At 71.8% G+C, this 22,819-nt stretch carries 14 protein-coding genes; 5 read left to right on the top strand and 9 right to left on the bottom strand.

Annotated elements, in window-relative coordinates:
- Positions 1–2: 2 nt before the first annotated feature.
- The 8 genes from M2283_RS42855 to M2283_RS42820 form a co-directional block, all read right to left on the bottom strand.
- Positions 3–1,280: a hypothetical protein gene (locus M2283_RS42855; RefSeq protein WP_280881999.1), complete on the bottom strand. Its 1,278-nt coding sequence runs from the start codon at positions 1,278–1,280 to the stop codon at positions 3–5.
- Complete coding sequence (locus M2283_RS42850) at positions 1,277–3,508, bottom strand: bifunctional glycosyltransferase/CDP-glycerol:glycerophosphate glycerophosphotransferase (RefSeq protein WP_280882032.1); 2,232 nt, start codon at positions 3,506–3,508, stop codon at positions 1,277–1,279. Before M2283_RS42850 ends, M2283_RS42855 begins: the two co-directional genes overlap by 4 nt.
- 8 nt (positions 3,509–3,516) lie before the next feature.
- A complete protein-coding gene (locus M2283_RS42845) occupies positions 3,517–5,715 on the bottom strand; it encodes a bifunctional glycosyltransferase/CDP-glycerol:glycerophosphate glycerophosphotransferase (protein ID WP_280881998.1) in 2,199 nt (732 codons plus the stop codon).
- Positions 5,716–5,868: 153 nt separating this feature from the next.
- Positions 5,869–8,130, bottom strand: a complete 2,262-nt coding sequence (locus tag M2283_RS42840; RefSeq protein WP_280881997.1) for a bifunctional glycosyltransferase/CDP-glycerol:glycerophosphate glycerophosphotransferase — start codon at positions 8,128–8,130, stop codon at positions 5,869–5,871.
- A 142-nt stretch (positions 8,131–8,272) separates the two neighbouring features.
- Positions 8,273–9,154 carry a carbohydrate ABC transporter permease gene (locus M2283_RS42835; RefSeq protein ID WP_280881996.1) on the bottom strand — a complete coding sequence of 294 codons (882 nt, stop codon included), beginning with the start codon at positions 9,152–9,154 and terminating at the stop codon, positions 8,273–8,275.
- A complete protein-coding gene (locus M2283_RS42830) occupies positions 9,151–10,500 on the bottom strand; it encodes a carbohydrate ABC transporter permease (protein WP_280881995.1) in 1,350 nt (449 codons plus the stop codon). The genes M2283_RS42835 and M2283_RS42830 overlap by 4 nt, the downstream gene beginning before the upstream one ends.
- 9 nt (positions 10,501–10,509) lie before the next feature.
- A complete protein-coding gene (locus M2283_RS42825) occupies positions 10,510–11,895 on the bottom strand; it encodes an ABC transporter substrate-binding protein (protein WP_280881994.1) in 1,386 nt (461 codons plus the stop codon).
- Between the two features lie 299 nt (positions 11,896–12,194).
- The gene (locus M2283_RS42820; RefSeq protein WP_280882031.1) at positions 12,195–15,917 is read right to left on the bottom strand and encodes an FHA domain-containing protein; all 3,723 of its coding nucleotides are present in this window, start codon (positions 15,915–15,917) and stop codon (positions 12,195–12,197) included.
- A gap of 367 nt (positions 15,918–16,284) precedes the next feature.
- Here M2283_RS42820 and M2283_RS42815 point away from each other — a divergent pair, with 367 nt between their 5' ends.
- The 4 genes from M2283_RS42815 (at position 16,285) to M2283_RS42800 (ending at position 21,571) form a co-directional block, all read left to right on the top strand.
- Positions 16,285–17,967: a serine/threonine-protein kinase gene (locus M2283_RS42815; RefSeq protein ID WP_280881993.1), complete on the top strand. Its 1,683-nt coding sequence runs from the start codon at positions 16,285–16,287 to the stop codon at positions 17,965–17,967.
- A 191-nt stretch (positions 17,968–18,158) separates the two neighbouring features.
- The gene (locus M2283_RS42810) at positions 18,159–19,403 is read left to right on the top strand and encodes a serine/threonine-protein kinase (protein WP_280881992.1); all 1,245 of its coding nucleotides are present in this window, start codon (positions 18,159–18,161) and stop codon (positions 19,401–19,403) included.
- 169 nt (positions 19,404–19,572) lie between these two features.
- A complete protein-coding gene (gene prfB, locus M2283_RS42805) occupies positions 19,573–20,679 on the top strand; it encodes a peptide chain release factor 2 (protein WP_280881991.1) in 1,107 nt (368 codons plus the stop codon).
- Positions 20,680–20,965: 286 nt separating this feature from the next.
- On the top strand, positions 20,966–21,571 hold the full coding sequence (locus M2283_RS42800; protein WP_280881990.1) for a hypothetical protein: 606 nt from the start codon (positions 20,966–20,968) through the stop codon (positions 21,569–21,571).
- Positions 21,572–21,670: 99 nt separating this feature from the next.
- On the opposite strand, the gene M2283_RS42795 is transcribed toward M2283_RS42800, so the two are convergent.
- Complete coding sequence (locus M2283_RS42795; RefSeq protein ID WP_280881989.1) at positions 21,671–21,862, bottom strand: hypothetical protein; 192 nt, start codon at positions 21,860–21,862, stop codon at positions 21,671–21,673.
- Between the two features lie 241 nt (positions 21,863–22,103).
- Here M2283_RS42795 and ftsE point away from each other — a divergent pair, with 241 nt between their 5' ends.
- Positions 22,104–22,793, top strand: coding sequence for a cell division ATP-binding protein FtsE (gene ftsE, locus M2283_RS42790; RefSeq protein WP_020132390.1), 690 nt, complete (start codon positions 22,104–22,106; stop codon positions 22,791–22,793).
- The last annotated feature ends 26 nt before the right edge of the window (positions 22,794–22,819 follow it).

Below are 22,819 nucleotides of genomic sequence, written 5' to 3'. Positions count from 1 at the left end.
GATCACCTCATCGAGTGAACCGCCGGCTCCCCGAACCCCTGCCCCGGCACCCGGGCCCGCCCCCGCACCACCGGTTCGAGCAGCAACGGCACCCCCACCACCGGCAGCAGCCACGCCAGCACGATCAACCGGTCGCCCCAGATGTTGATGTCCGGGTGCCCGGCCTGCGTGAGGATCCCGGTGAACGCGGCCGCGACCAGGAAGACGCCGAACGCCGGCCGCCGCAGCGCGCCCCACGCCCCGGCGGCCAGCGCCGTCAGGAACAGCGGCTCCCACAGTTGCCGACGCAGCCACTCCACCCAGAAGTTGAGCTGCAGGTGCAGGAACTCCGGCCACAGCCGGGTGCGGTCGGGCCGGGCGAAGTGGTCGGTGAGCAGATCCTGGAGGCTCTCCGACTCGGACGGATAGCGCAGCACCTTCGCCAGGAGCAGCGTCCCGAGCGCGGCCCCCAGGCCGACCCACGCGACCGCCACCAGGGCCCGTCCCGGCGACCGGCCCCGCCTGCGCCGGTGCACGGCGATCAGCGCGCCCGCCGCCGCCAGGCACAGCCCGAGGAACAGCGCCTGCGAGTGCTTCACCGTGAACAGCGCGAGCAGCGAGCCGCCGACCAGCGCGAGGCCCGCCCGCGCCCGCCGGCCCGCCAGGACCAGCGCGCAGCCCCAGAGCGCCGCCAAAGTCAGCGTCAGCATCAGCCCCTCGGTCATCGGGCGCATCGCGGTCGCCCCGCACGGCAGGACGTAGAACAGCGCCTGTCCGGTCAGGGCGAGCGGCACCCGGACCGACAGGGTGCGCAGGATCAGGAAGGCGAGGACCCCGCCCGCGACCGTGACGACCACGCTCGACACCCACAGCCCCCACGTCACGCCGAACACCGTGACGAACGGCACCAGGAACAGCGGATATCCGGGCCGCACCTCGAAGATCCGCATGAACCGCTCCGGCATGAACGGCACGGTCGGCCCGCCCGACTGCCCGGCCCTCAACCTCGCCTGGACGCCCCGCAATTCAGCCGCCCGGCACTCCGCCATGACCCGCGCGGTCGGATCGGGGGCGTGGAAGCGCACGACGTCCACGCCCTGGTCGCGGCGCGCGATCGACGCCTTGCCCGCGCACGCGTAGTCGATCGTGGCGGCCGCCGCCGCCCGCTTGCCGTCGCCGCGCAGACTCAGGGCGTAGGAGAGGTAGTTCTTGGTGTCCGGGGTGTCCCGGCCGGTGACGTTCGCGAGTTGGAGCACGGCGAACACCCCGGCCAGGACCAGCACCCAGGTGCGCGGCCTCACGACCGGGCGAGCAGATCGTGTCCGACGGCGGGGGCGGGGACACGGGCGGTTGCAGGCCGGGGCATCTCCTCCCCGAGCAGCAGGGTGCGTACGACCCTCTCGGCGGCATGTCCGTCGTCGAACTCGCAGTAGCGCGCCCGGAATCCGGCCCGCAGCCGCGCCGACTCCTCGTCCTGCCAGGTCCCGGAGGCCAGCAGCCACGCCAACTCCCGGTAGGAGCGCGACACATGGCCCGGCGCCTGGGCCGTGATGTCGAAGTAGGTGCCCCGGCTCGCCGTGTACGCACCCCGGTCGTCGGCGTGGACCACGATCGGCCGGTCCAGGTCGGCATAGTCGAACATCACTGCCGAGTAGTCCGTGACCAGCACGTCCGAGGCGAGCATCACGTCCTCGACGTGCGGATCGTCCGTCGCGTCGACCAGCACGCCCCGCCGGTGCAGTTCGGCCAGGCCCAGGCCGCGCGCGGGGCCCGTGGCGAGGGAGGGGTGCAGGCGGACGACGAGGGTGTGCCCGGCGCCCAGGTCCTCGGCGAACCGGGCCAGGTCGACGCGGTCGACGTGACCGCCCCTGCGGTAGTCGCGGCGGGTCGGGGCGTACAGCACGACGGTGTGCCCGGCCGGGATGCCGAGCCGCTCACGGACCGCCTTGCCGTGGCCCGTACGGCCGCTCTCCGTACGGGCGTTGACCAGGACGTCGTTGCGCGGGCTGCCGGTGCGTGCCGAGGCGAAGTGGCACGGGTACGCCCGCTCCCACACCAGCTCGGAGTGGAGGTTGGCGACCAGGCTGTGGTCCCAGCGGTCGGCGCGGCGCAGCATCTGCGGCACGTCGAAGCCGTGCCGGGCGCCGGGCCGCTCCAGCAGGTCGGCGCCCATGTACTTGAGCGGGGTGCCCTGGTGGGTGTGGATGTGGACGCTGCCGGGGCGCTTGGCGAGGCCGCCGGGCCAGTTGACGTTGTTGACGAAGTACGTGGCCCGGGCGGCGACTTGGCGGTACTGCGGGGAGTCGAGCAGGACGTGCTCGACGTCCGGCGGCAGCAGGGCCGCCGCCTCCTCGTCCCGGACCACCCACACCCCGCGCAGCTGCGGGGCGATCTCGCGGGCCTTGCGGTAGATCGCGCCCGGGTCGCCGAGGACGCCCTGGTGCGAGGAGGCCGAGTAGAGGACGAGGTCCGGGTCGAGGGAGCGGCGCCCGGTCGGCGCGGTGCGGCCCCGGGTGAGGCGTACGCCCGCCGCCCGGCGCAACTGCCCTGCCCGCCGCCCCAGTTCGCGCCCGGCCCGCCCCGCCTGCCGCTTGGCGCGGTAGGCCGCGTAACTCCCTTCCAGGACCCGGAGTTCGGGGGCCACGGCGACACCCTCGGGCCGATGCGCGCGAAACAACTCCGCCGTGCGCCGGAAGAACTCGGCCTTGTCGCGGGGCGGCAGCCGGTCCGGCTTGGAGAGGATGTCCAGACAGTGCTCGCCCATCTTGGCGTGCAGGTAGGACTGCCAACTCGCCGGCTCCGGGCGGCCGGAGAGGAACGCGAAGACCCGCTCGTACTGGTCGTGGATGTCGAAGTGCCTGCGGCTGGTGGTGGACAGGATGTTGCCCTGGCGGCGCTGGCGGTAGTTCAGGCAGATCCGGTCGAGGGTGGCGATCCGGTCGGCGCTGAGCAGGACCGGGAAGGTCCAGGGCGTGTCCTCGTAGTAGCCGGGCGGGAACTCGAAGCCGTGCTTGTGCACGAAGTCGCGGCGGTAGACCTTGTTCCACACGACCATCAACAGGTCGAGGATCTCCGGGCGTTCGGCGACCGTGAAGGTCGAGTCGGCGGCCTCCGCGAGCACGTGCGCCAGCGCGTTCCGGCGTGTCCCGCCCCACCAGTACGTGCGCGCGTAGTCGAAGACCAGGACGTCCGGGTCGGACGTCTCGTCGAGGCGGTCGGCCAGGGCGCGCAGGGCGCCCGGGGTGAGGGTGTCGTCGCTGTCCAGGAAGAACAGGAAGTCGCCGGTGGCGTGCGGCATTCCGGCGTTGCGGGCACGGCCCAGACCGACGTTCTCCGGCAGGTGCAGCACACGCACGCGCGGGTCGCGGGCCGCGTACTCGTCGAGGATCGCGCCGCAGCCGTCGGGGGAACAGTCGTCGACGGCGATCACCTCGATGTCCCGATAGGACTGCTCCAGAACGGAGTCGAGGCACTCGCGCAGAAAGCCCTGCACCTTGAAGACGGGGACGATGACGCTGAAGCGGGGCACTGCGGAGGTCACTTCCTTACGAGGGTGGCGGCGGGGGCCGGGACGCGCTGCGCGAGCGGGATCACGGACGGGATCGCCTCCGGCGGCTGGGCGAGGAACACCCGCCGTACGACACGCTCGGCCGCGTATCCGTCGTCGAACTGGCAGAAGCGGTCCCGGAATTCGGTCCGCGCGGCCGTCGACTCCGGGCCCGCCCAGGAGCCGTCGCGGAAGACGCGGGCCAGCTCCTCGGGCGTCCGGGTCACCGGGCCCGGCGGTGCCTGCAACAGGTCGAAGTAGACGCCCCGCGTCTCCTGGTAGACCTCCCAGTCGTCGGCGTACACGACGATCGGCCGGTCCAGGTTGGCGTAGTCGAACATGATCGACGAGTAGTCGGTGACCAGCGCGTCGGCGGCCAGGCACACGTCCTCGGCGGAGCGGTGCGCGGTGACGTCGATGATCCGGCCGCTGCCCTGGGCCGGGCCCCGGTCGTAGAAGTAGTGGGCGCGCAGCAGCACCACCACGTCCTCGCCGGCCGCGTCGCAGAAGGCCTCCAGGTCCAGGCCGGTCTCGAAGCCGGTGTGGTGGTCGCGGTGCGTGGGGGCGTACAGGACGGCCGTCCTGCCCTCCGGGACGCCCAACTCCCGCCGGATCCGGGCCACATCGTCGGAGGTCGCCGTGTAGAAGACGTCGTTGCGCGGATAGCCGTACTCCAGCTGCTCGTACGAGCCCGGGAAGGCGCGCTCCCACATCTGGGTGGAGTGGCTGTTGGAGGAGATGTTGTAGTCCCAACGGTCCACCCGGCCAAGGAGCTTGGCGAAGCTGCCGGTCGCGGCGGCCACCACCGGGTACGTCGACTGGTCCACGCCCATCTTCTTCAGCGGGGTGCCGTGCTGCGTCTGGACGTGCACACTGCCGGGGCGCTTGACCACGCCCTCCGCGAAGTTGGCGTTGTTGACCAGGTACTTGGCGCGGGCCAGCACCGACCAGTACCGGCGGCTGCCGATCACGGCGTGGTCGATCCCCTCCGGCACCGAGTCCACCGCGTCCGGCTCGACCAGGAACACCGAGCGGACGTGCGGGGCGAGTTGGCCCGCCATGGCGTGGATCGCGGCCGGGCTGCAGGCGTAACCGCGGCCCCAGTACGCGCAGTACACGGCGAGGTTCTCGTCCAGCGGGCGGCGCAGATCACGCGCGTACAGCAGTCGGGTGCGCAGACCGCGTGGGCGCGGGAGGTGCTCGGCCGCGCGGGTCGCCGAGCGGTTGGCGACGCGCAGGGCGCGGAAGGCCGCGTACGACCCGCTCGCCAGCAGCCGGTGCTGCACGCCGAGGCTGCCGCCCGGGGGCCGGTGGCCGGCGGGGCGGTGACCGCGGTACAGCAGGCTCGCCCGGCGGAAGAAGGCGCGGCCCCTGCCGCCGAGGCGCGTCGGGTGGGCGGCCGTCTTCAGCGCGGCGGCGAAGAGCTGCTCGAAGAGCGGGACCAACCGGTCGGCGGACAAGCCCTGTTGAGCCGCCCGCGTGAGCAACAGGTCGGTCTGGTCGAGGAGTTCGAGGTGATGCTCGCCGGGCAGGCCGAGCCGACTGCCCTGGCGGCGCACGAGGTGCCGTACGACGACCGAGCGCTCCACCGCGACCTGCTCCGCCTTCATCGCGGCCAGTCCGCAGAAGCCCACATCGGTGAAGTGGCCGTCGGGGAAGGCGAGTCGGTGTTCTGTGAGGAAGGCCCGACGGTAGGCAGCGCTCCACGCCGGCAGCTGCACGCCGGTCAACTGCGGTACCTGGTCGGGGGAGAAGACGCCGGGTGGGGTCTTCGGCAGCAGCAGCGCGGCCGGGTTGGTCGGCTCTCCCTCCCACCAGGGGGTGCGCTCGTGCTCGAAGTGCAGGATGTCGACGTCGCCGGTCTCCGTCAGGCGGGCGTCCAGTGCCGCCAGCGCGCCCGGGACGAGGACGTCGTCGCCGTCCAGGAACAGCAGATGGGTGCCGTTCGCCGCGCGGATCCCGGTGTTGCGCGCCCCGGCCAGACCGGCCGACGGCGGCGAGTGCACCGGCGCCACCCGGGAGTCCCGCACGGCGTACCCGGCGACGACGTCCGCCGCGGGCGCGTCGGGAGCGTCGCAGATCGGGACCAGCTCGAAGTCGCCGAAGGACTGCGCGAGGACCGAGTCCAGCGCCAGGGACAGCCGTCCCGCCACCCCATGGGACGGGACGATGATACTGAAGCGGGGCATTCTGCTCTTTCTGTCAGTGTGCTGCGGGTTCTTCGGCGCTCAGTTGGCGGGGCGGCGGCCCGGTCGGCCGGTCGGGCGCCACGTGGTCGGCCGGGTCGGCGTGGGCCGCGACGGGCTGGAAGGCATGTCAACTCCCCGGTGTGAGAACGGTGTTCAGAGACGGTCGGTGAGGGTCAGCGGACCGGCGGGCTGCGGCACGGTGGCCTGCGGGGAGTGCGCGCGGGTCGCGGCGGTCGACGGCACCGGGTGGCGCGCGTCGAGCGGGATCACCGACGGGAGGTCGCTCTCGCCGAACACGACGTGGCGTACGACCCGTTCGGCGGCGCGGCCGTCGTCGTACGGGCAGAAGCGCTCGCGGAACGCGGCCCGCAGCTGGGTCGAGCGGGAGCCGCGCCAGTGGCCGCTGGCGAAGATGTCGATCAGCTCGTCCTCGCTGCGGGCGACCGCGCCCGGCGGGAAGTCGCGCAGGTCGAAGTAGGTGCCGCGGGCCGCCTCGTAGGCCTCGCGGTCCTCGGCGTGGATCACGATCGGGCGGTCCAGGCCCGCGTAGTCGAACATCAGGGACGAGTAGTCGGTGACCAGGGCGTCCGAGGCGAGACAGAGGGACTCCACGCTCGGGTGGTCGGTGACGTCGATGACCCGGCCGCCGTGCGGCGCGAGCGGGCCGCCGTGCAGGAAGTGGGCGCGGGCCAGCACGACGAAGCGCGGACCGAGGCGGCGCAGGACGCGCTCCAGGTCGAGGGCGGCGCGCTGGGTGCGGCGGTAGTCGCGAATGGTCGGCGCGTAGAGGATCGCGACCGTGTCGTCGGGGATGCCGAGGGAGGCGCGCAGCCTGGAGACGTCCGCCGAAGTCGCCTTCTGGAACACGTCGTTGCGGGGGCAGCCGTATTCGAGGGTGGTGTAGGTGCCCGGGAAGACGCGCTCCCAGGTCAGGGTGGAGTGGCGGTTGGCGGAGACCACGTGGTCCCACTGGTCGACACCCGCGAGGAGTTGACCGAAGTCCATGTCTCGGGCGGCCGCCGGGCGTTCCTGGAGGTCGAGGCCCATGTGCTTGAGCGGGGTGCCGTGTTGGGTCTGCACGAAGACCTGACCGCGCCGCTTGCGCATCCTGCGGTCGAAGTCGGCGTTGTTGACGAGGTACTTGGAGCGGGCCAGCGCGGTCCAGTACGCGGCCGTGTCCGGGGTCAGCCGGCGGGTGGCCGTCGGGACGGTGTGGTGGTGCTCGGGGTGGGCGATCCACGCCGTGCGGATGTGCGGGGCGTGCGCGCGGAACGCCTCCTCCAGCGCGCCCGGGTTGCAGCCGTGGCCGCGGCCACGGTGGGCGGCGAACACGGCACGGTCGGCGCGCAGCGGGAGGCGGAGCTGGACGCGGTAGTGCAGCCGGAGGGTGAACGCCCGGACGGCGCGCAGGAGTTTGACGGTGCGCTTGGCCGTCCTGCGGTTCAGCGCGGACACCGACTGGAGCGTGTTGTAGGTGCGGTGCAGGCTCCAGCGGACCAACGCGTGCCGCAGGCGCGAGGACAGCGGGACGGGGCTGCCGGGGACGCGGTAACGGCGGTAGTGGGCACGGGCCTTGCGCAGGAACTCGGCGCGGGCCGCGCGGGGCAGCCGGTCGCGGTGCGTGAAGACCTTCGCCAGGTGGTCGACCATGCGGCGGAACAACACCGGGCGCCAGCCGGCCAGTTCGGGGCGCTCGGCGACGTACGCGAAGACCCGGTCGTACTGCTCGAAGACGTCGAAGTGGCTGCGGCTCGTGGTGGACAGGATGTTGCCCTGCCGGCGCTGGCGGTAGTGGACGCAGACGCGGTCGAGGGTGGCGATCGACTCGGCGGCCAGCAGGGTGGGGTAGGTCCAGGGGGTGTCCTCGTAGTAGCCGGGCGGGAACTCGAAGCCGTGCTCCTGCACGAACTCCCGGCGGTACGCCTTGTTCCAGGCCACCATCAGCAGATGCAGCAGGCCCGGGCGGTCCTCCAGCCGGAAGGGGGCCGGGCCCTGTTCGGTGAGTTGTCCCGCGGCCTGGTTGCGGACGGTGCGGCCCGACCAGTAGGCGCGCGCGTAGTCGTAGACCAGGACGTCCGGTTCGCCCGTCTCCTTCACCCGGTCGGCGATCGCGCGCAGTGCGTGCGGGGTGAGGGTGTCGTCGCCGTCCAGGAAGACCAGGTAGTCGCCGGTCGCGACGGTCAGACCCGCGTTGCGGGCGGGGCCCAGACCGGCGTTCTCCGGCAGGTGCACGGCGTGCACGCGCGGGTCGCGGGCCGCGAACTCGTCGATGATCGCCCCGCATCCGTCCGGCGAGCAGTCGTCGACCGCGATCAGTTCGAGGTCGGGATACGACTGCGACAGCACCGATTCCAGGCATGCGTGCAGGTAGGCCTGAACCTTGTGCGCGGGGACGATGACACTGAACCTGGGCAAGACACATCCAGTCGGTCGGCGCGGGCGATAAGCCCTGTCGGGCCTTGCCCGGGAACGGCCGATGGAGTGACTTGGTTACGGTTTCGTACGGCATAAGGGGGACGCCGGGTGAACGGCGTCCCCCTTTCCCGTTGATTTCCGGCTACTTGACCGCGCCCGCCATCACACCGGACACGAACTGCCGCTGGAACGCGAAGAACACGGCCAGCGGGATCACCATCGAGATGAACGCGCCGGGCGCGAGGATCTCGATGTTGCTGCCGAACTGCCGTACCTGCTGCTGCAGTGCGACCGTCAGCGGCTGCGACTCCGAGTTGGAGAAGACCAGCGCGACCAGCATGTCGTTCCACACCCACAGGAACTGGAAGATGCCGAGGGACGCGATCGCGGGCGCGCCCAGCGGCAGGACGACCGTCAGGAACAGCCGGGTCTCGCTCGCGCCGTCCAGCCGTGCCGCCTCCAGCAGTTCGCGGGGGATCTCCGCGAAGAAGTTCCGCAGCAGGAAGATGGCGAACGGCAGCCCGAAGCCGACGTGGAAGAGCACCACGCCGATGATGTCGCCGAAGATCCCGATCTTGCCGAAGAGATCGGAGAGCGGGATCAGCGCCACCTGCACCGGCACGACGAGCAGCGCGACCACGAGCAGGAACCACCAGTCGCGGCCCTTGAAGTCCAGCCAGGCGAAGGCGTATCCGGCCATCGCGCCGAACAGCACCACAAGGAGCGTGGCCGGGACCGTGATCCACACCGTGTTGAACAGCGCGTGCGTGATCGCGTCCTTCTCCAGGAGCGTCTGATAGCTCTTGGCGGTCAGCTGGCTCGGCGCGGTGAACACCTTCCACCAGCCCGAGGAGGCGATGTCGGTCGGGTCGCGGAACGAGGAGACCAGCAGCCCGAAGGTCGGCACCAGCCAGAACAGGGCGACCAGGATCAGGAAGACCCGCATCACCCCGCCCGCCGCCCCGCTCGCCACCCGGGCGGCGAAGGAGCGCTTGCCACGCACGATCGTGTCGAGGGCGGTCACCGCTCACGCTCCTTCCGCAGCCGCCGGAGGTTGACGAACATCACCGGCAGCACGAGCAGCAGCAGGATGACGCCGATCGCACTGCCCACGCCGTAGTTGCCGCCCCCGCCGAACGAGGACAGGAACAGTTGCAGGGCAAGGACGTTGGCGTCGTCCTGACTGGGCTGTGGCGCGATGATGTACACCAGGTCGAAGATCTTCATCACGTTGATCATCAGCGTGACGAGGACGACGACCAGGACCGGCGCGAGCAGCGGCACGGTGATCCTTCTGAACACCTGCCACTCGTTGGCGCCGTCCACCCGGGCCGCCTCCAGCAGATTGCGGTCGACGCCGGCCAGCCCCGCCGCGATCAGCACCATCGCGAAGCCCGCCCACATCCACACATAGCTGCCGATGATCGCCGGGGTGACCAGCGTCGGCCCGAGCCAGTCGATGCCGTCGTACGGCGCCGCGAAGTTCGAGCCCGGCAACCGTAGTTGGCCCCCGTCCGCCGAGGCCGGCAGCGTGAAGACACCGTCGGCGCCGCTCTTGGCGGAGGCGACCACCTTGCCGCCCTTCACGGCCTCCACCTTGACGCCCTTCAGCGCCTTCTCACCCGGGTCGACCTGCCCCTTCGTCCCGCCGCCGCCCAGCTTGAAGTCCAGCCAGACGGTGCCGGTGACACCGGCACCGCTCGCCGCCCTCGCGTTCTCCGGGGTGCCGGGGAGCTTGTTGGGGGCGATGCCCACGAGGGGCAGCAGGGCCGGGGTGCCGGCCCGCACCGTGCCGGTCGTGGTGAACGAGCCGCCGCCGGACGCCTTGAGATCGCTCGCCGTCGCGTTCGGCCGCGCCTTCGGATAGACCGACGACGACACGAAGGTGTCGTGCACGGCCTTGGCTACCGCGTTGGCGGCGCCCTGACTCGGATCCTGCTCGTAGACCAGCCGGAAGATGATGCCGGCCGCGAGCATCGAGATCGCCATCGGCATGAAGACGATCAGCTTGAACGCCGTTCCCCAGCGCACCCGTTCGGTCATCACCGCGAAGATCAGACCGAGCGCGGTGACCAGGGCGGGCGCCACCGCCACCCAGATCGCCGTGTTGCGTACGGCGGTCAGCGTGGAGGAGTTGGAGAAGATGTCGCCGTAGTTGTCGAGACCGACGAAGCCCGAGCCGTCGGCGTCGTAGAGGCTGCGCCAGATCGAGTACCCGATCGGGTAGACCACGAGCGCGCCGAGGAGGATCAGCGCGGGCAGCAGGAACAGCACCGCCACCCACAACCGGGTCCCCATCACGCTCTTGCGCGGTTTCGCGGAGGGCGTCGGCAGTGCGCCGGCGCCCTCCGCCTTCGCGGCGGTTGTCATGACCGCGCGTCAGCCGGTCGCATAAGCCTTGGCCGCGTCGGACTCCAGTTTCTTCTGGGTGCCGGCCACGTCCGTCGGGTTGCGCAGGAAGTCCTGCAGGTCCTTCCACTCGCCCACGCCCTGCGTACCGCCGAACGCGGCCGGCGCCTGGTCGGACATGTCGAAGCGGAAGTTGTCACCGGCCGCGATCAGCGCCTGGGCGATCTGCTTGGTGACGGCGTCCTTGTACTTGGCCGGGTCCATCTCCTTGTTGGGCGAGATGACACCGCCCTGCGCCGTCCAGATCTCGGCCGCGTCCGTGGAGGCCAGGAACGTCAGCAGCGCCTGCGCGCCCGCGCCGCTCTTCAGCGCCACGGCCACGTCACCGCCGCTGACCACGGGCGACTCGCTGCCGACCGCCGGGAAGGGGAAGACCTTCGCGTCCGTGCCCAGCTTCGCCTTGGTGTCGGCGTTGATGTTCGCCGTCACGAAGTCGCCCTCGTAGACCATCGCGGCCGGGGTGTCACCGGAGAAGGCCTGGGTGACCGACTTCGGGAACTCGGTGTTCAGCGCGCCCTTGCGGCCGCCCGCGATCAGGTCGTCCTTGCCCCACAGCTGCGCGAGCGTGGTGAGGGCGTCCTTGACCGACGGATCCGTCCACTTGATCTTGTGCGTGGCCAACTGGTCGTACTTCTCCGGGCCGGCCTGCGAGAGATAGACGTTCTCGAACCAGTCGGTCAGCGTCCAGCCGTCCGCGCCGCCGATCGACACGGCCGGGGAGCCGGCGTCCGAGAGCGTCTGCGCGGTGGAGAGGAAGTCCTTCCAGGTCTTCGGGGTGTCGGTGATGCCGGCCGCCTCGAAGGCGGCGGTGTTGTACCAGACCAGCGACTTGTTGGCGGCCTTGGCGTAGATGCCGTACTGCTTGCCCTTCCAGGCCCCCAGGTCCACCCAGCCCTTGGAGAAGTTCTTCTCCAACTGGGCCTGCGCGTCCGCGCCGAGGGGCTTGAGCCAGCCCTTGTCGGCGAACTGGTGCAACACGCCCACCTGGGGCAGGAACGCGACGTCCGGCGGCTGGCCGCCCTCGATCTTCGTACCGAGGAACGTGGAGGTGTTGTTGCCGGTCGGCACGAAGTCGACCTTGGCGCCGGTGCGTTTCTTGAACTCGTCCAGGACCTTCAGGAAGTTGTCCTGCTCGGGTCCGGTCCAGACGGCGGCGACCTCCAGGGTCTGGCCGTTCAGTTTGGGGAGCTTCAGACCGCTGCTGCTCTCCGAACTCCCGCCGCTGGCGCTGGAGTTGTCGTCCTTGTCGTCGCTGCCGCCGCATCCCGTGAGTGCGAGTGCGAGTGCTGCCGCGAGGAGGGCGGCTGCGGATTTGGCGGCCCTGCGTGTCCGGATCTTCCTGCACGTGCTGCGCATGACTGCCCCGTTCATCGAGCTTCGTCGTACGTTCAGCGCTGTCCCGTGCGATCTGGTCTACGCCGGGTGGGTGAGGGCGGCAAGAGTGCGATCCGTGTCAAGTGGGGGATCGTGACCACGTCGTGATGGGGGCGCGGCTTGGTGGGGGTGCGCGGCCCCCGGGGCTACGCCCCCGGACCCCCATCGGCCCGAAGGGCCTCGTCCTCGAACGCCGGACGGGCTGAGATTGCCTGACCGGCGTCGAAGGAGCCTGGGGCGGGCTACGGGATCGCCCGCCCGGCGAAGAGGTGCCGCGGCATCTACAGCAGCGACGGGACCGCCGTTGCCGACACCTCCCGCGTCGCCCGCTCCAGCGCACTCGCCAGCAACGCCAAGTCCGTTGGACCGTTGCCCAGTTCGCGGACGTGGCGGCGGGTCGGGGGGTCGCCCATGCGTCGCCAGTCGACGGGGACGACCGTGGGGCGGAGGGTGGCCGTGCGGGGGATGCGGCCGGTGACTCGGCCGCCCTGGAAGGGGGTCGCCCTGCCGTCGGACCAGGTCAGGCGGCCTCGGCCGGGGGACGGTTCGTCCGGGCCCGGGGTCGGGGCGTCCAGGGTGACGCGGAGGGCGGCTCGGCGGGACGGTTCCGTCTCCGCCGTACGACCGCCCGGGCTGGCCGCCGCCACCAGGTGGACGCCGAGTCGCTCGCCCTCCCGGGCCACCGCCTCCAGCGCCCGCATCACGGAACCCGCCGCCGGCCGGCCCGGCGAACCGAGCGCGGGGGAGACCAACGCGTCCAAGTCGTCCACGACCACGACCAGTCGGGGCAACGGCGGTGCCGCCTCCGTCTGCCGCCGCGCCGCCGCCGGACGCAGTCGCATGGTCGAACTGGGCGGGGTGTCCAAGTCGCCGGCCCCGGAGGTGCCGGGCGCGCCGGATGCCCCCTGCGCCGCCGACGATCCGCGCGTCGCCGCCCGCTGTGACACCAGTCGGCCGGACATCTCCCGGCTCGCGTGCCACTCGGCGAAGTCGCCGCGGCCCAGCAACTCGGCCCGCCGCTTCAGCTCGGCACTCAGGGACTGGGCGAACTCCCGCATCCGCACGGGGTCGTTGGCGGCCAGATGGGTGGTCACATGCGGTACGTCCGTACAGACCCGCAGGCCCTCGCCGTGGCCGGCCGCCGTGCCCACGCTGTCCCGGCCGTCGATCAGGACGATGCCCAGCCGGTCGGGGCGCTCGGCCGCGGCCAGCGAGGCGACGACCGCCCGCAGCAGCTCCGTGCGTCCACTGCCCGCCGGGCCCTCGATCAGCAGGTGCGGTCCGTCCACCACGAGGTCCGCGCCGACCGGGCCGCGCGGGCCCGCTCCGAGCACGGCACTGGCCCGGCCGCCGAGCGCCTGGGTATCGTCCGCCGCGTCCGCCCAACGCGCCATCAGCGACGCCGGGGTGGCCCTGGCCAGCCCCAACTCGTCCAGCAGCCGCGCCGCTTGAGGCAACGGCAGGGACACGCGCGCGTGCCGGTCCCGTCCGGCGCCGTCCACCCGCAACGGCGCCAGCGCCCGCGCGAACCGCTCGGCCCAGGCGAGCGAGACGGCGTCCACGGCGGCGACGGTGCCGGGGCCCACGGGGCCGGATTGGGATTGGTCGGGGGGCAGGGTCGGAGAGACGGGCGGGGTGGCATCGGAGGGTGCCGAGGGTTTCGCGCTGCCGCCGTTCACGCCCGCACTCGTGCCCTTGGGCGTGCGCGCAGACGTGGGCGCGTGCGTGGTGACGGTCCGTTCGCTTCCGGTGCTCGCCGGGGCCGCGGTCTTCGTCGTCCCCGTGACGCCGGCCGGCGTCAACGCCCCGCCCCGCGCCACCCGCATCAACCGCAGCGCCGTCGCCACATCGCCGCTCAGCAGCGCGACCGCGCCGCACTCCCGGAACGCCGGCGCCACCGCGCACGCCGCCTCGTACGTGTCCGTCACCGGAGACGCGGGCGACGCGGGTGCCGTCTCGGCCAGGCACAGCACGTGGATGCCGACGCGCGGTCCCTCCACGGCCAGCCGCGCCACCGCCTCGCGCACGGCGGCGCCACCGGTGTCGCCGTCCACGATCACCAGGGTGTAGGGCCCCACGAAGCCGTCGGTCTCGTCGGTGCCTCCGTCGTCCCTCGCCCAGGAGGGGCGTCGGGGCGCGCTCCGGACCTCGCTCCGCCGTGCCGCCGGGATGGTGTGCGCCGTCGCCGGGGTCTCTTCCAGGCGTCGTAGGAGCTCGTCGGTGCGGGCCGTGGCCTGTTCGCGGTCGTAGGCGAGCAGGAGGCCGCAGTCCTGGCCGTGGCCGGGGCGCAGATGCGGGAGCCAGCCGAGCCAGGACCACTCCGCGGCGCGGTCCTCCGCGGGGCGGGCGCGGTCGGCGCTGATCAGGACGATCTCCAGCGCCTCGGGGGAGTGCAGCGCGGCGAGTTGGGCCACTACCGCGCGGGCCAGCCCGGACAGCCGGGTGCGGGGGCCCGCCAGGCCCAGGGCCCCGGCCTCCCGCAGATCCGCCGTCACCGGCACGGCCGGCAGCAGGCCGGAGCCGTCGGGTGCCGTGCGGTCGGCCGTGCCGAGCCGCACCGTGAGCGCCTCGCGGTGTCCCGGCTCGCGCTCCCACAGCCGCGGTCCCGGGCCGAGCGCCGTCAGCAGCAGAGCCGCGAGGTCCGGCCAGATCTCCGGGGCCTGGGAGCGACCGGCGGTGGACACGAGGCCCGCCGTCAGGTCGGCGTCGGCATCCGTCTCGTCCGTCTCGTCCGTGTCGTACACGTCCTGGTCGGCCGCCGAGTCCCCGCGCCCGCCGGTCAACCGCCGCGCCCACCCGGCGAGGCCACCGCGCCTGCGCACGCCGTGCGGGATGTCGGTGCCCCGGAGCGGGGTCCCTTTGCGCCCCTCGCCGGGGGAGTCCGCGGCGCCCTCGTCCTCGATGCCGTCACGCGTGCGCGTGCGGGACGGGTCGCCGTGCGGGGCCGTGTCGTGGGTGGTCGCAGCAGCCGTATTCGCAGCAGCCGTATTCGTAAAAGGCGTATTCGTAAAAGAAGGGGTGCTTTCCGCCGAAGCCGCTCCCGCGTCGGTCGGCCCGTCCGCGTCGGCGCTCGGCGCCCACGCCCCGACACCGAACCGTCCGGCGTGCGTGTCACCGCTGCCGCCGGTCGATCCGCCCGGTCCCCTGCTCTCGATCCGGGGCGCACCGCCCTGTCCGGGCACGAGCGGGTCGGCGGAGCCGTGGGTCTGGGTGGGCAGGCCTCGGGAGGGGGTGGAGGTGTCGCCGCCGTCGGCCACGCGTGCGTGGAGGGGGTCGGTGGCGGAGGTCTTCGCGTCGGTCCCGGGGTGCTGGCCGTCGCAGGACACGCGTACGTGCCCCTCGCCGTCCGGAGTCGTCGGCACGCGTGCGCCCGGGCCGCCGGCCGGAGTGAGGCGCAGGGCCGACTCGCCGACGCGCAGGAGGGCGCCGGGGGCGAGCCGCACGGGGCGGGTGCTCACGCGGGTGCCGTCCAGGAGCGTGCCGTTCGTCGAGCCGAGGTCGGCGACCGAGACGCGGCCGTCCGTGCCGACCGTCACCGCGCAGTGCAGCCGGGAGACGTCCGGGTCGTCGAGCGGGACGTCGGCGTCGGCGGAGCGGCCGATGCGGATCTCGCCGCCGTGCAGGAGATGGACGCCGCCCGCGTCCGGGCCCGTTATGACGTGCAGTTGGGTCGGGGCGTCGTCCAGCTCGGGGTGCGGCTCGGGCTCGGCCGGGGCGCCCAGGGAGAGCACGGCGCCGTCGATCAGTGGGGGCTCGCCGAGGGTGCAGCGCTTGTCGTCGAGGCGCTCGGCACCCGCGTACAGCACCACCGGGCCGCCGCCCTCGCGGCCACGCTCGGGAGGGGTCGCGCCTCCGTCGCCGGAGACCGCCGACGACAGCGCCGACGCCACCTCGGCCAGGGCCGTGCCGGCGGGCGCGGTGACCAGCACGTCGCAGCTCGCGGTGCGGCCCCGGACCCGATCGGGCGGGCCCAGCGGGTCTACGACGGTCAGCCGGATCTGCATCGCCGTCAGCGGTCCCTTCTGCGCGGGTCTGCGCGGGCGCGGACTTTTCCCCCCACCCCACACGAGCACGTCGGCCAGTACTCCACGCATCCTCGCACCTGCCACTGACAACACGCCCACGGTCCAGCCAGAAGTGATCTTGATTGGTCGGCTCTGCCCTCAAAAGTGCCTGATCAGTACTTCACTGACGACCGCTTGAGATCGGTCACGCGCGGATCGGGCAACCGGAGGGACCGAGTCGAGCGTCTTTCCTTCGAACATGTACGACAAGCGGTACGTAAGACGCACGGAAAGTTGAGAAGTCGGTGCCGAGGGTGTCGGCACTACAGTGGGTCGGAACGTAGGCAATCGACAGGGAGCGCATGACGTGCGGCCGGTAGGCAGCAAGTACATCCTCGAGGAGCCGCTCGGACGCGGCGCCACGGGGACCGTCTGGCGAGCCCGCCAGCGAGAGACCGCGGGCGCCGAGGCGGCCGTGGCCGGTCAGCCCGGCGAGACCGTCGCGATCAAGGTCCTCAAGGAGGAGCTCGCCAGCGACGCGGACATCGTGATGCGGTTCCTGCGGGAGCGCTCCGTCCTGCTGCGCCTGACCCACCCGAACATCGTCCGAGTGCGCGACCTGGTCGTCGAGGGCGATCTGCTGGCCCTGGTCATGGACCTCGTCGACGGCCCCGACCTGCACCGCTACCTGCGGGAGAACGGCCCGTTCTCGCCGGTCGGCGCCTCCCTGCTCACCGCCCAGATCGCGGACGCGCTCGCCGCCAGTCACGCCGACGGCGTAGTCCACCGCGACCTGAAGCCGGCCAACGTCCTGCTCGCGTATCAGGGCGGCCAGATGCACCCGATGCTCACCGACTTCGGCATCGCGCGCCTCGCCGACTCCCCGGGCCTCACCCGCACCCACGAATTCGTCGGCACGCCCGCGTACATCGCGCCGGAGTCCGCCGAGGGCCGCCCGCAGACCTCCGCGGTCGACATCTACGGCGCCGGCATCCTGATCTACGAACTCGTCACCGGCCGCCCGCCGTTCTCCGGCGGCTCCGCCCTCGAAGTGCTGCACCAGCACCTGAGCGCCGAGCCGCGCCGTCCCTCCACGGTCCCCGACCCGCTGTGGACGGTCATCGAGCGCTGCCTGCGCAAGAACCCGGAGGAGCGGCCCAGCGCCGAGAACCTCGCGCGAGGCCTCCGTGTCGTCGCCGAGGGCGTCGGCGTGCACGCGAACGCCGCGCAGATCGCCGCCGCCGATTCCGTCGGGGCGCTGCTGATCCCCGAAGCCATGCCCGCCGCGGTCCCCGGTTCGGCCGACCCGACCCAGGTACTGCAGCACGGCCAGGGCGCGTACGACCCGAACGCGGCGACCAGCTACCTGCCGCACACCGGCGCACCCGGCCCGGCCGGCGCCGCCGACCCCACCGCCGTACTGCCGAACACGGGCGCGGCCGACCCGACCGCGGTCCTGCCGCCGGTGCCGCCCGGGCAGCCCGGCCAGCAGCCCGAGCAGCCGCACCCCTGGCAGAACCAGCTGCGCGCGGCCCGCGACCGCAACGAGCAGACCCAGGTCCAGTACCTCGACCCCAACGAGGACCCGCTGCGCCGCCGCCCCCAGCGGCAGGTCTCCCGGGGCCAGCAGCAGCCGCAGCAGCAACGCCCCCAGCAGCAGCGCCCGCCGCAGCGACAGCAGCCCGGACCCGGCTACGGCTATCCGCAGCAGCAACAGCCGCAGCAGTACGGCCCGCCGCAGCACCAGCAGGGCCGGCGCCCCCAGGAGCCGCAGCCCCAGCGCTACGCCCCGCCGCCGCAGCAGCCCCAGCGTGAGCCCAGGGAGCCGCGGCAGCGCGGCGCCAACCCGATGAAGATCCCGGGTCTCGGCTGCCTCAAGGGATGCCTGTTCACGATCGTCATCCTCTTCGTCGCCAGCTGGCTGATCTGGGAACTGAGCCCGCTGCAGGACTGGATCGGCACCGGCAAGGGCTACTGGGCGCAGCTCAGCGACTGGTTCGACACGGTGACGGGCTGGATCGGGGACCTCGGCGGAACCTCCTCGAACTAGTCGAACCGGCGGCACCTCCTCCAACGGGCGCGCGAACCGGCCGAACCAGGCGAGCGAATCAGTCGAACTGGACGAACCGACGACAGGGTTGGTGACTTGTCGACATCTGGCGGGTGATTTCCGCCTCCGCAGTGAAGGTTGACCCCTCGGACGCGTAGTTTTAGCGACAACACGCGTCGGTAGGAGCAGTCTTGGCACGGAAGATCGGCAGCCGGTACACCGCGAACCAGATCCTGGGGCGGGGCAGCGCCGGCACGGTGTGGCTGGGCGAGGGACCCGAGGGACCCGTCGCCGTGAAGCTGCTGCGCGAGGACCTCGCGTCCGACCAGGAACTCGTCGGACGCTTCGTGCAGGAGCGCACGGCACTGCTCGGCCTCGACCACCCGAACGTCGTCTCCGTCCGCGACCTCGTGGTCGACGGCAACGACCTCGCGCTGGTCATGAACCTGGTCCGCGGCACCGACCTGCGCACCCGCCTGGACCGCGACCGGCGACTGGCACCCGAGGCGGCGGTCGCGATCGTCGCCGACGTCGCCGACGGCCTCGCCGCCGCGCACGCGGCCGGGATCGTGCACCGGGACGTCAAGCCGGAGAACATCCTGCTCGACATGCAGGGCCCGCTGGGCCCCGGCGGCGCGCACCCCGCCCTCCTGACCGACTTCGGAGTGGCGAAACTCATCGACTCACCGCGCCGCACCCGCGCCACGAAGATCATCGGCACGCCGGACTACCTGGCTCCCGAGATCGTCGAGGGCCTCCCGCCGCGCGCGGCGGTCGACATCTACGCCCTGGCGACCGTCCTCTACGAACTCCTGGCGGGCTTCACCCCCTTCGGCGGCGGCCACCCCGGCGCGGTGCTGCGCCGCCATGTCACGGAGACGGTCGCCCCGCTCCCCGGCATCCCCGACGAACTCTGGCAACTCCTCGTCCAGTGCCTCGCCAAGGCCCCCGCCTCCCGGCTGCGCGCCTCGGAACTGGCCGCGCGCCTGCGCGAGTTGCTGCCCATGCTCGCCGGAATGCCCCCACTGGACGTCGACGAGCCCGACCCGGAGCTCGACGAGGAACCGGAGACGCCCACCGGCGAACAGCCCCCGCCCTCGGGCGAGCCGGTCCGCCGCCGCGGTGCGGTCCCCCTGGTCCCCGGCGCCAAACCGGCCGACTCCAACCGCGACACCCACACCTCGATGCGCGTCCCGGCCCCCGACGAACTCGCCGGCGGCGCCCGCGGCACGGCCCGAGTCCCCCGCCCCGCGGGCGCCCGCCGCCCCGGCTCCGCCCGCCACAAGGCCATCGCCCGCCGCCGCCGGATCGCGTTGAGCGCGGGCACGGTGGTCCTGGTCGCGGCGGTGGGTGCGGGCGCGTGGTGGGCGACATCGGGAGACGACGCCGGGGCGACCCCGCAGGACACGAGGACGTCGGCACCGGCGACGCCATGACGCCGGGGTCCGCATCTTTCAGCCCGTCCGGCGTCTGAGGGCGAGGCCGTCCAGGCCGAAGCGGGGGTCTGGGGGCGGCAGCCCCCGGCAGACGGCCACGAAAGCCCCGGTCACAGCTCAGGGACGCCTCACGACAGACCCCGGTTGCCACAGCCGTTAGGCTGGTGACGTGGCAGTCGTCGATGTATCCGAAGAGCTCAAGTCCCTCTCCTCGACCATGGAGTCGATCGAGGCCGTTCTGGACCTCGACAAGCTGAGGGCAGACATCGCCGTGCTCGAGGAGCAGGCGGCCGCGCCGTCCCTGTGGGACAACCCGGACGAGGCGCAGAAGATCACCAGCAAGCTGAGCCACCTGCAGGCCGAGGTCAGGAAGGCCGAGGCACTGCGCGGTCGGATCGACGATCTCTCCGTGCTCTTCGAGATGGCCGAGGAGGAGGACGACCCGGACACCCGCGCCGAGGCCGAGTCCGAGCTCACGTCCGTCAAGAAGGCACTGGACGAGATGGAGGTCCGGACGCTGCTCAGCGGTGAGTACGACTCCCGCGAGGCCCTGGTCAACATCCGCGCCGAGGCAGGCGGCGTCGATGCCGCCGACTTCGCCGAGAAGCTCCAGCGGATGTACCTGCGGTGGGCCGAGCAGAAGGGCTACAAGACCGAGATCTACGAGACCTCGTACGCGGAAGAGGCCGGCATCAAGTCGACCACCTTCGCGGTCCAGGTGCCGTACGCCTACGGCACGCTCTCCGTCGAGCAGGGCACCCACCGCCTGGTGCGCATCTCGCCCTTCGACAACCAGGGCCGCCGCCAGACCTCCTTCGCCGGTGTCGAGATCCTGCCGGTCGTCGAGCAGACCGACCACATCGAGATCGACGAGTCCGAGCTGCGCGTGGACGTCTACCGGTCCTCCGGCCCCGGCGGCCAGGGCGTCAACACCACCGACTCCGCGGTCCGCCTGACCCACCTCCCCACCGGCATCGTCGTCTCCTGCCAGAACGAGCGCTCGCAGATCCAGAACAAGGCGTCCGCGATGAACGTGCTGCAGGCCAAGCTCCTCGCCCGGCGCCGCCAGGAGGAGCAGGCCAAGATGGACGCCCTCAAGGGCGACGGCGGCAACTCGTGGGGCAACCAGATGCGGTCGTACGTGCTGCACCCGTACCAGATGGTCAAGGACCTGCGCACCGACTTCGAGGTCGGCAACCCGGAGGCCGTTTTCAACGGTGAGATCGACGGGTTCCTGGAGGCCGGAATTCGCTGGCGCAAGCAGCAAGAGAAGTAATTTTGTCGACTTGGTAATCCCAGGCAACTGCCGCCCGATGGGCGGCAGTTGCTTTATGTCTGGGTTTTACATCACACTCACAGGCTCCAACCCATCGCATAGAGCCCTTAGTTGGACATTGCGCACGCAACGGCCTTGACGTTGCTCTGAAAAATGGGAAGGGTGAAGGGTGGCATGCGTATCTCTGGGGCGCATGTGAACCGGGGGGCTCTCAACGAGCCGTCCCTGTCGATCACCGCCCCGGGCGCCGCCTCACCGACGATCAGCTACTGGGGGTAGCAAGCATATGACGAAGAAGACGCGGATCCGTGTCGCACGGATAGCCGCGGGCGCGGTGATCGCCGCCGGTGCCTCGCTGACCGCCGCCGGTGCCGCCTCGGCGCTGGACATCACCGCGAGTGTGGACGACAGCGGCGTCGCTGTGAACGTCAACACCGGCCTCGACGACGAGACCACTCCGCCGGCGACCGAGCTGCCCACGGACCCGCCGACCACCCCGGAAGAGCCCACGGACCCGCCGACCACCGAGGTGCCGACGGACCCGCCGACCACGGACGACCCGACCGAGCCCACCGGGGACCCGACGGAGCCCACCGAGGACCCGACGGACGACCCGACCGCCACGCCCACCGAGAGCAGCGGCACCGGGACCGGCAACAACAACACCGACCCCGACGGCGGCTCCGACGCCTCCGCGCAGGAGGAGGGCTCCTCGGCCCTCACCGACACGGGCTCGGACACCACGGCCCAGGGTGGCGGCGACGAGCTCGCCGAGACCGGTGCCGGCCAGACCGCGTTCCTGCTGATCGGCGCCGCGACGATGATCGCCGGCGGCATCGGCTTCCGTTTCCTGCCGCGCCTCGCGAGCGGCCGGGGCGGCGCTGCTGCCTGACGGTAGTCGCACGCACACACAGCGTGTGCACCGACGTACGACGAGGGGCCCGGAGCGACACACTCGCTCCGGGCCCCTCGGGGTGTCTGAGGTCCCGCGCTACGCGGTCTGGTGCGCCACCAGCGCGAGCGCCGCGATCAGCACCGCGAGCAGTGCGATCAGCGCCATGGGGTTCAGTCCCGCGAAGAAGTTCTCCTGCTGCAGCCGCTCGCGGTTGGCTCGGCACACGTGGCACCGGCCCTCACTCACGGGCGACGCGCAGTTCGCGCACACCAGCCGGTCGTACGTCATGCGCGCCCTCCTTGCCCAATGGTTCCTAGTGGAGAACGCCCGCCGGTCCGCGAACGTTCCCCCACTCACTACTCTGCCAGGTTCCTCCGAAGGGCGCGCGGGGGTCGCATCACGGCCCCGCGCCCGTACCGGCGTGCACATATGGGCACATCCGATACGCAACCCACTCCCGCGCCTGCGCTCGCACACCCGACTCGCGTATGGTCACGCTCATCTACCCCCGGCGACCCGTGGTGCACCCGTGATCCGATTCGACAACGTCTCCAAGGTCTACCCCAAGCAGACCCGCCCCGCACTCAGGGATGTGTCCCTGGAAGTGGAGAAGGGCGAGTTCGTGTTTCTTGTGGGGTCCTCGGGCTCCGGAAAGTCCACCTTCCTGCGGCTGGTGCTCCGTGAGGAGCGGACCAGCCACGGTCAGGTGCACGTTCTGGGCAAGGACCTCGCGCGCCTGTCCAACTGGAAGGTGCCGCAGATGCGGCGCCAGCTGGGGACGGTGTTCCAGGACTTCCGGCTGCTGCCGAACAAGACGGTGGCGGAGAACGTCGCCTTCGCGCAGGAGGTCATCGGCAAGTCCAAGGGCGAGATCCGCAAGTCCGTGCCGCAGGTGCTCGACCTCGTCGGGCTCGGCGGCAAGGAGGACCGGATGCCCGGCGAGCTGTCCGGTGGTGAGCAGCAGCGCGTGGCCATCGCGCGCGCGTTCGTCAACCGGCCCAAGCTGCTGATCGCCGACGAGCCGACCGGAAACCTCGACCCGCAGACCTCGGTCGGCATCATGAAGCTGCTCGACCGGATCAACCGGACGGGAACGACCGTGCTCATGGCCACGCACGACCAGAACATCGTGGACCAGATGCGCAAGCGCGTCATCGAGCTGGAGCAGGGCCGCCTCGTCCGAGACCAGGCACGCGGCGTCTACGGCTACCAGCACTGACCGCGACCGTCCACGGAAAGGCCTGA

Origin of the sequence: Streptomyces pseudovenezuelae (assembly GCF_029892565.1) — a bacterium.
GTDB lineage: Bacteria > Actinomycetota > Actinomycetes > Streptomycetales > Streptomycetaceae > Streptomyces > Streptomyces pseudovenezuelae_A.
The sequence above is the reverse complement of the archived record's forward strand: the minus strand, read 5'-3'. Positions and strand labels throughout refer to the sequence as shown.

What these genes read in the sequence shown, in the direction of transcription:
- M2283_RS42795 (WP_280881989.1), bottom strand. Translation starts at nt 21,862, where the DNA reads ATGACGTACGACCGGCTGGTGTGCGCGAACTGCGCGTCGCCCGTGAGT.
- M2283_RS42845 (WP_280881998.1), bottom strand. Translation starts at nt 5,715, where the DNA reads ATGCCCCGCTTCAGTATCATCGTCCCGTCCCATGGGGTGGCGGGACGG.
- M2283_RS42820 (WP_280882031.1), bottom strand. Translation starts at nt 15,917, where the DNA reads ATGCAGATCCGGCTGACCGTCGTAGACCCGCTGGGCCCGCCCGATCGG.
- M2283_RS42830 (WP_280881995.1), bottom strand. Translation starts at nt 10,500, where the DNA reads ATGACAACCGCCGCGAAGGCGGAGGGCGCCGGCGCACTGCCGACGCCC.
- M2283_RS42800 (WP_280881990.1), top strand. Translation starts at nt 20,966, where the DNA reads ATGACGAAGAAGACGCGGATCCGTGTCGCACGGATAGCCGCGGGCGCG.
- M2283_RS42825 (WP_280881994.1), bottom strand. Translation starts at nt 11,895, where the DNA reads ATGCGCAGCACGTGCAGGAAGATCCGGACACGCAGGGCCGCCAAATCC.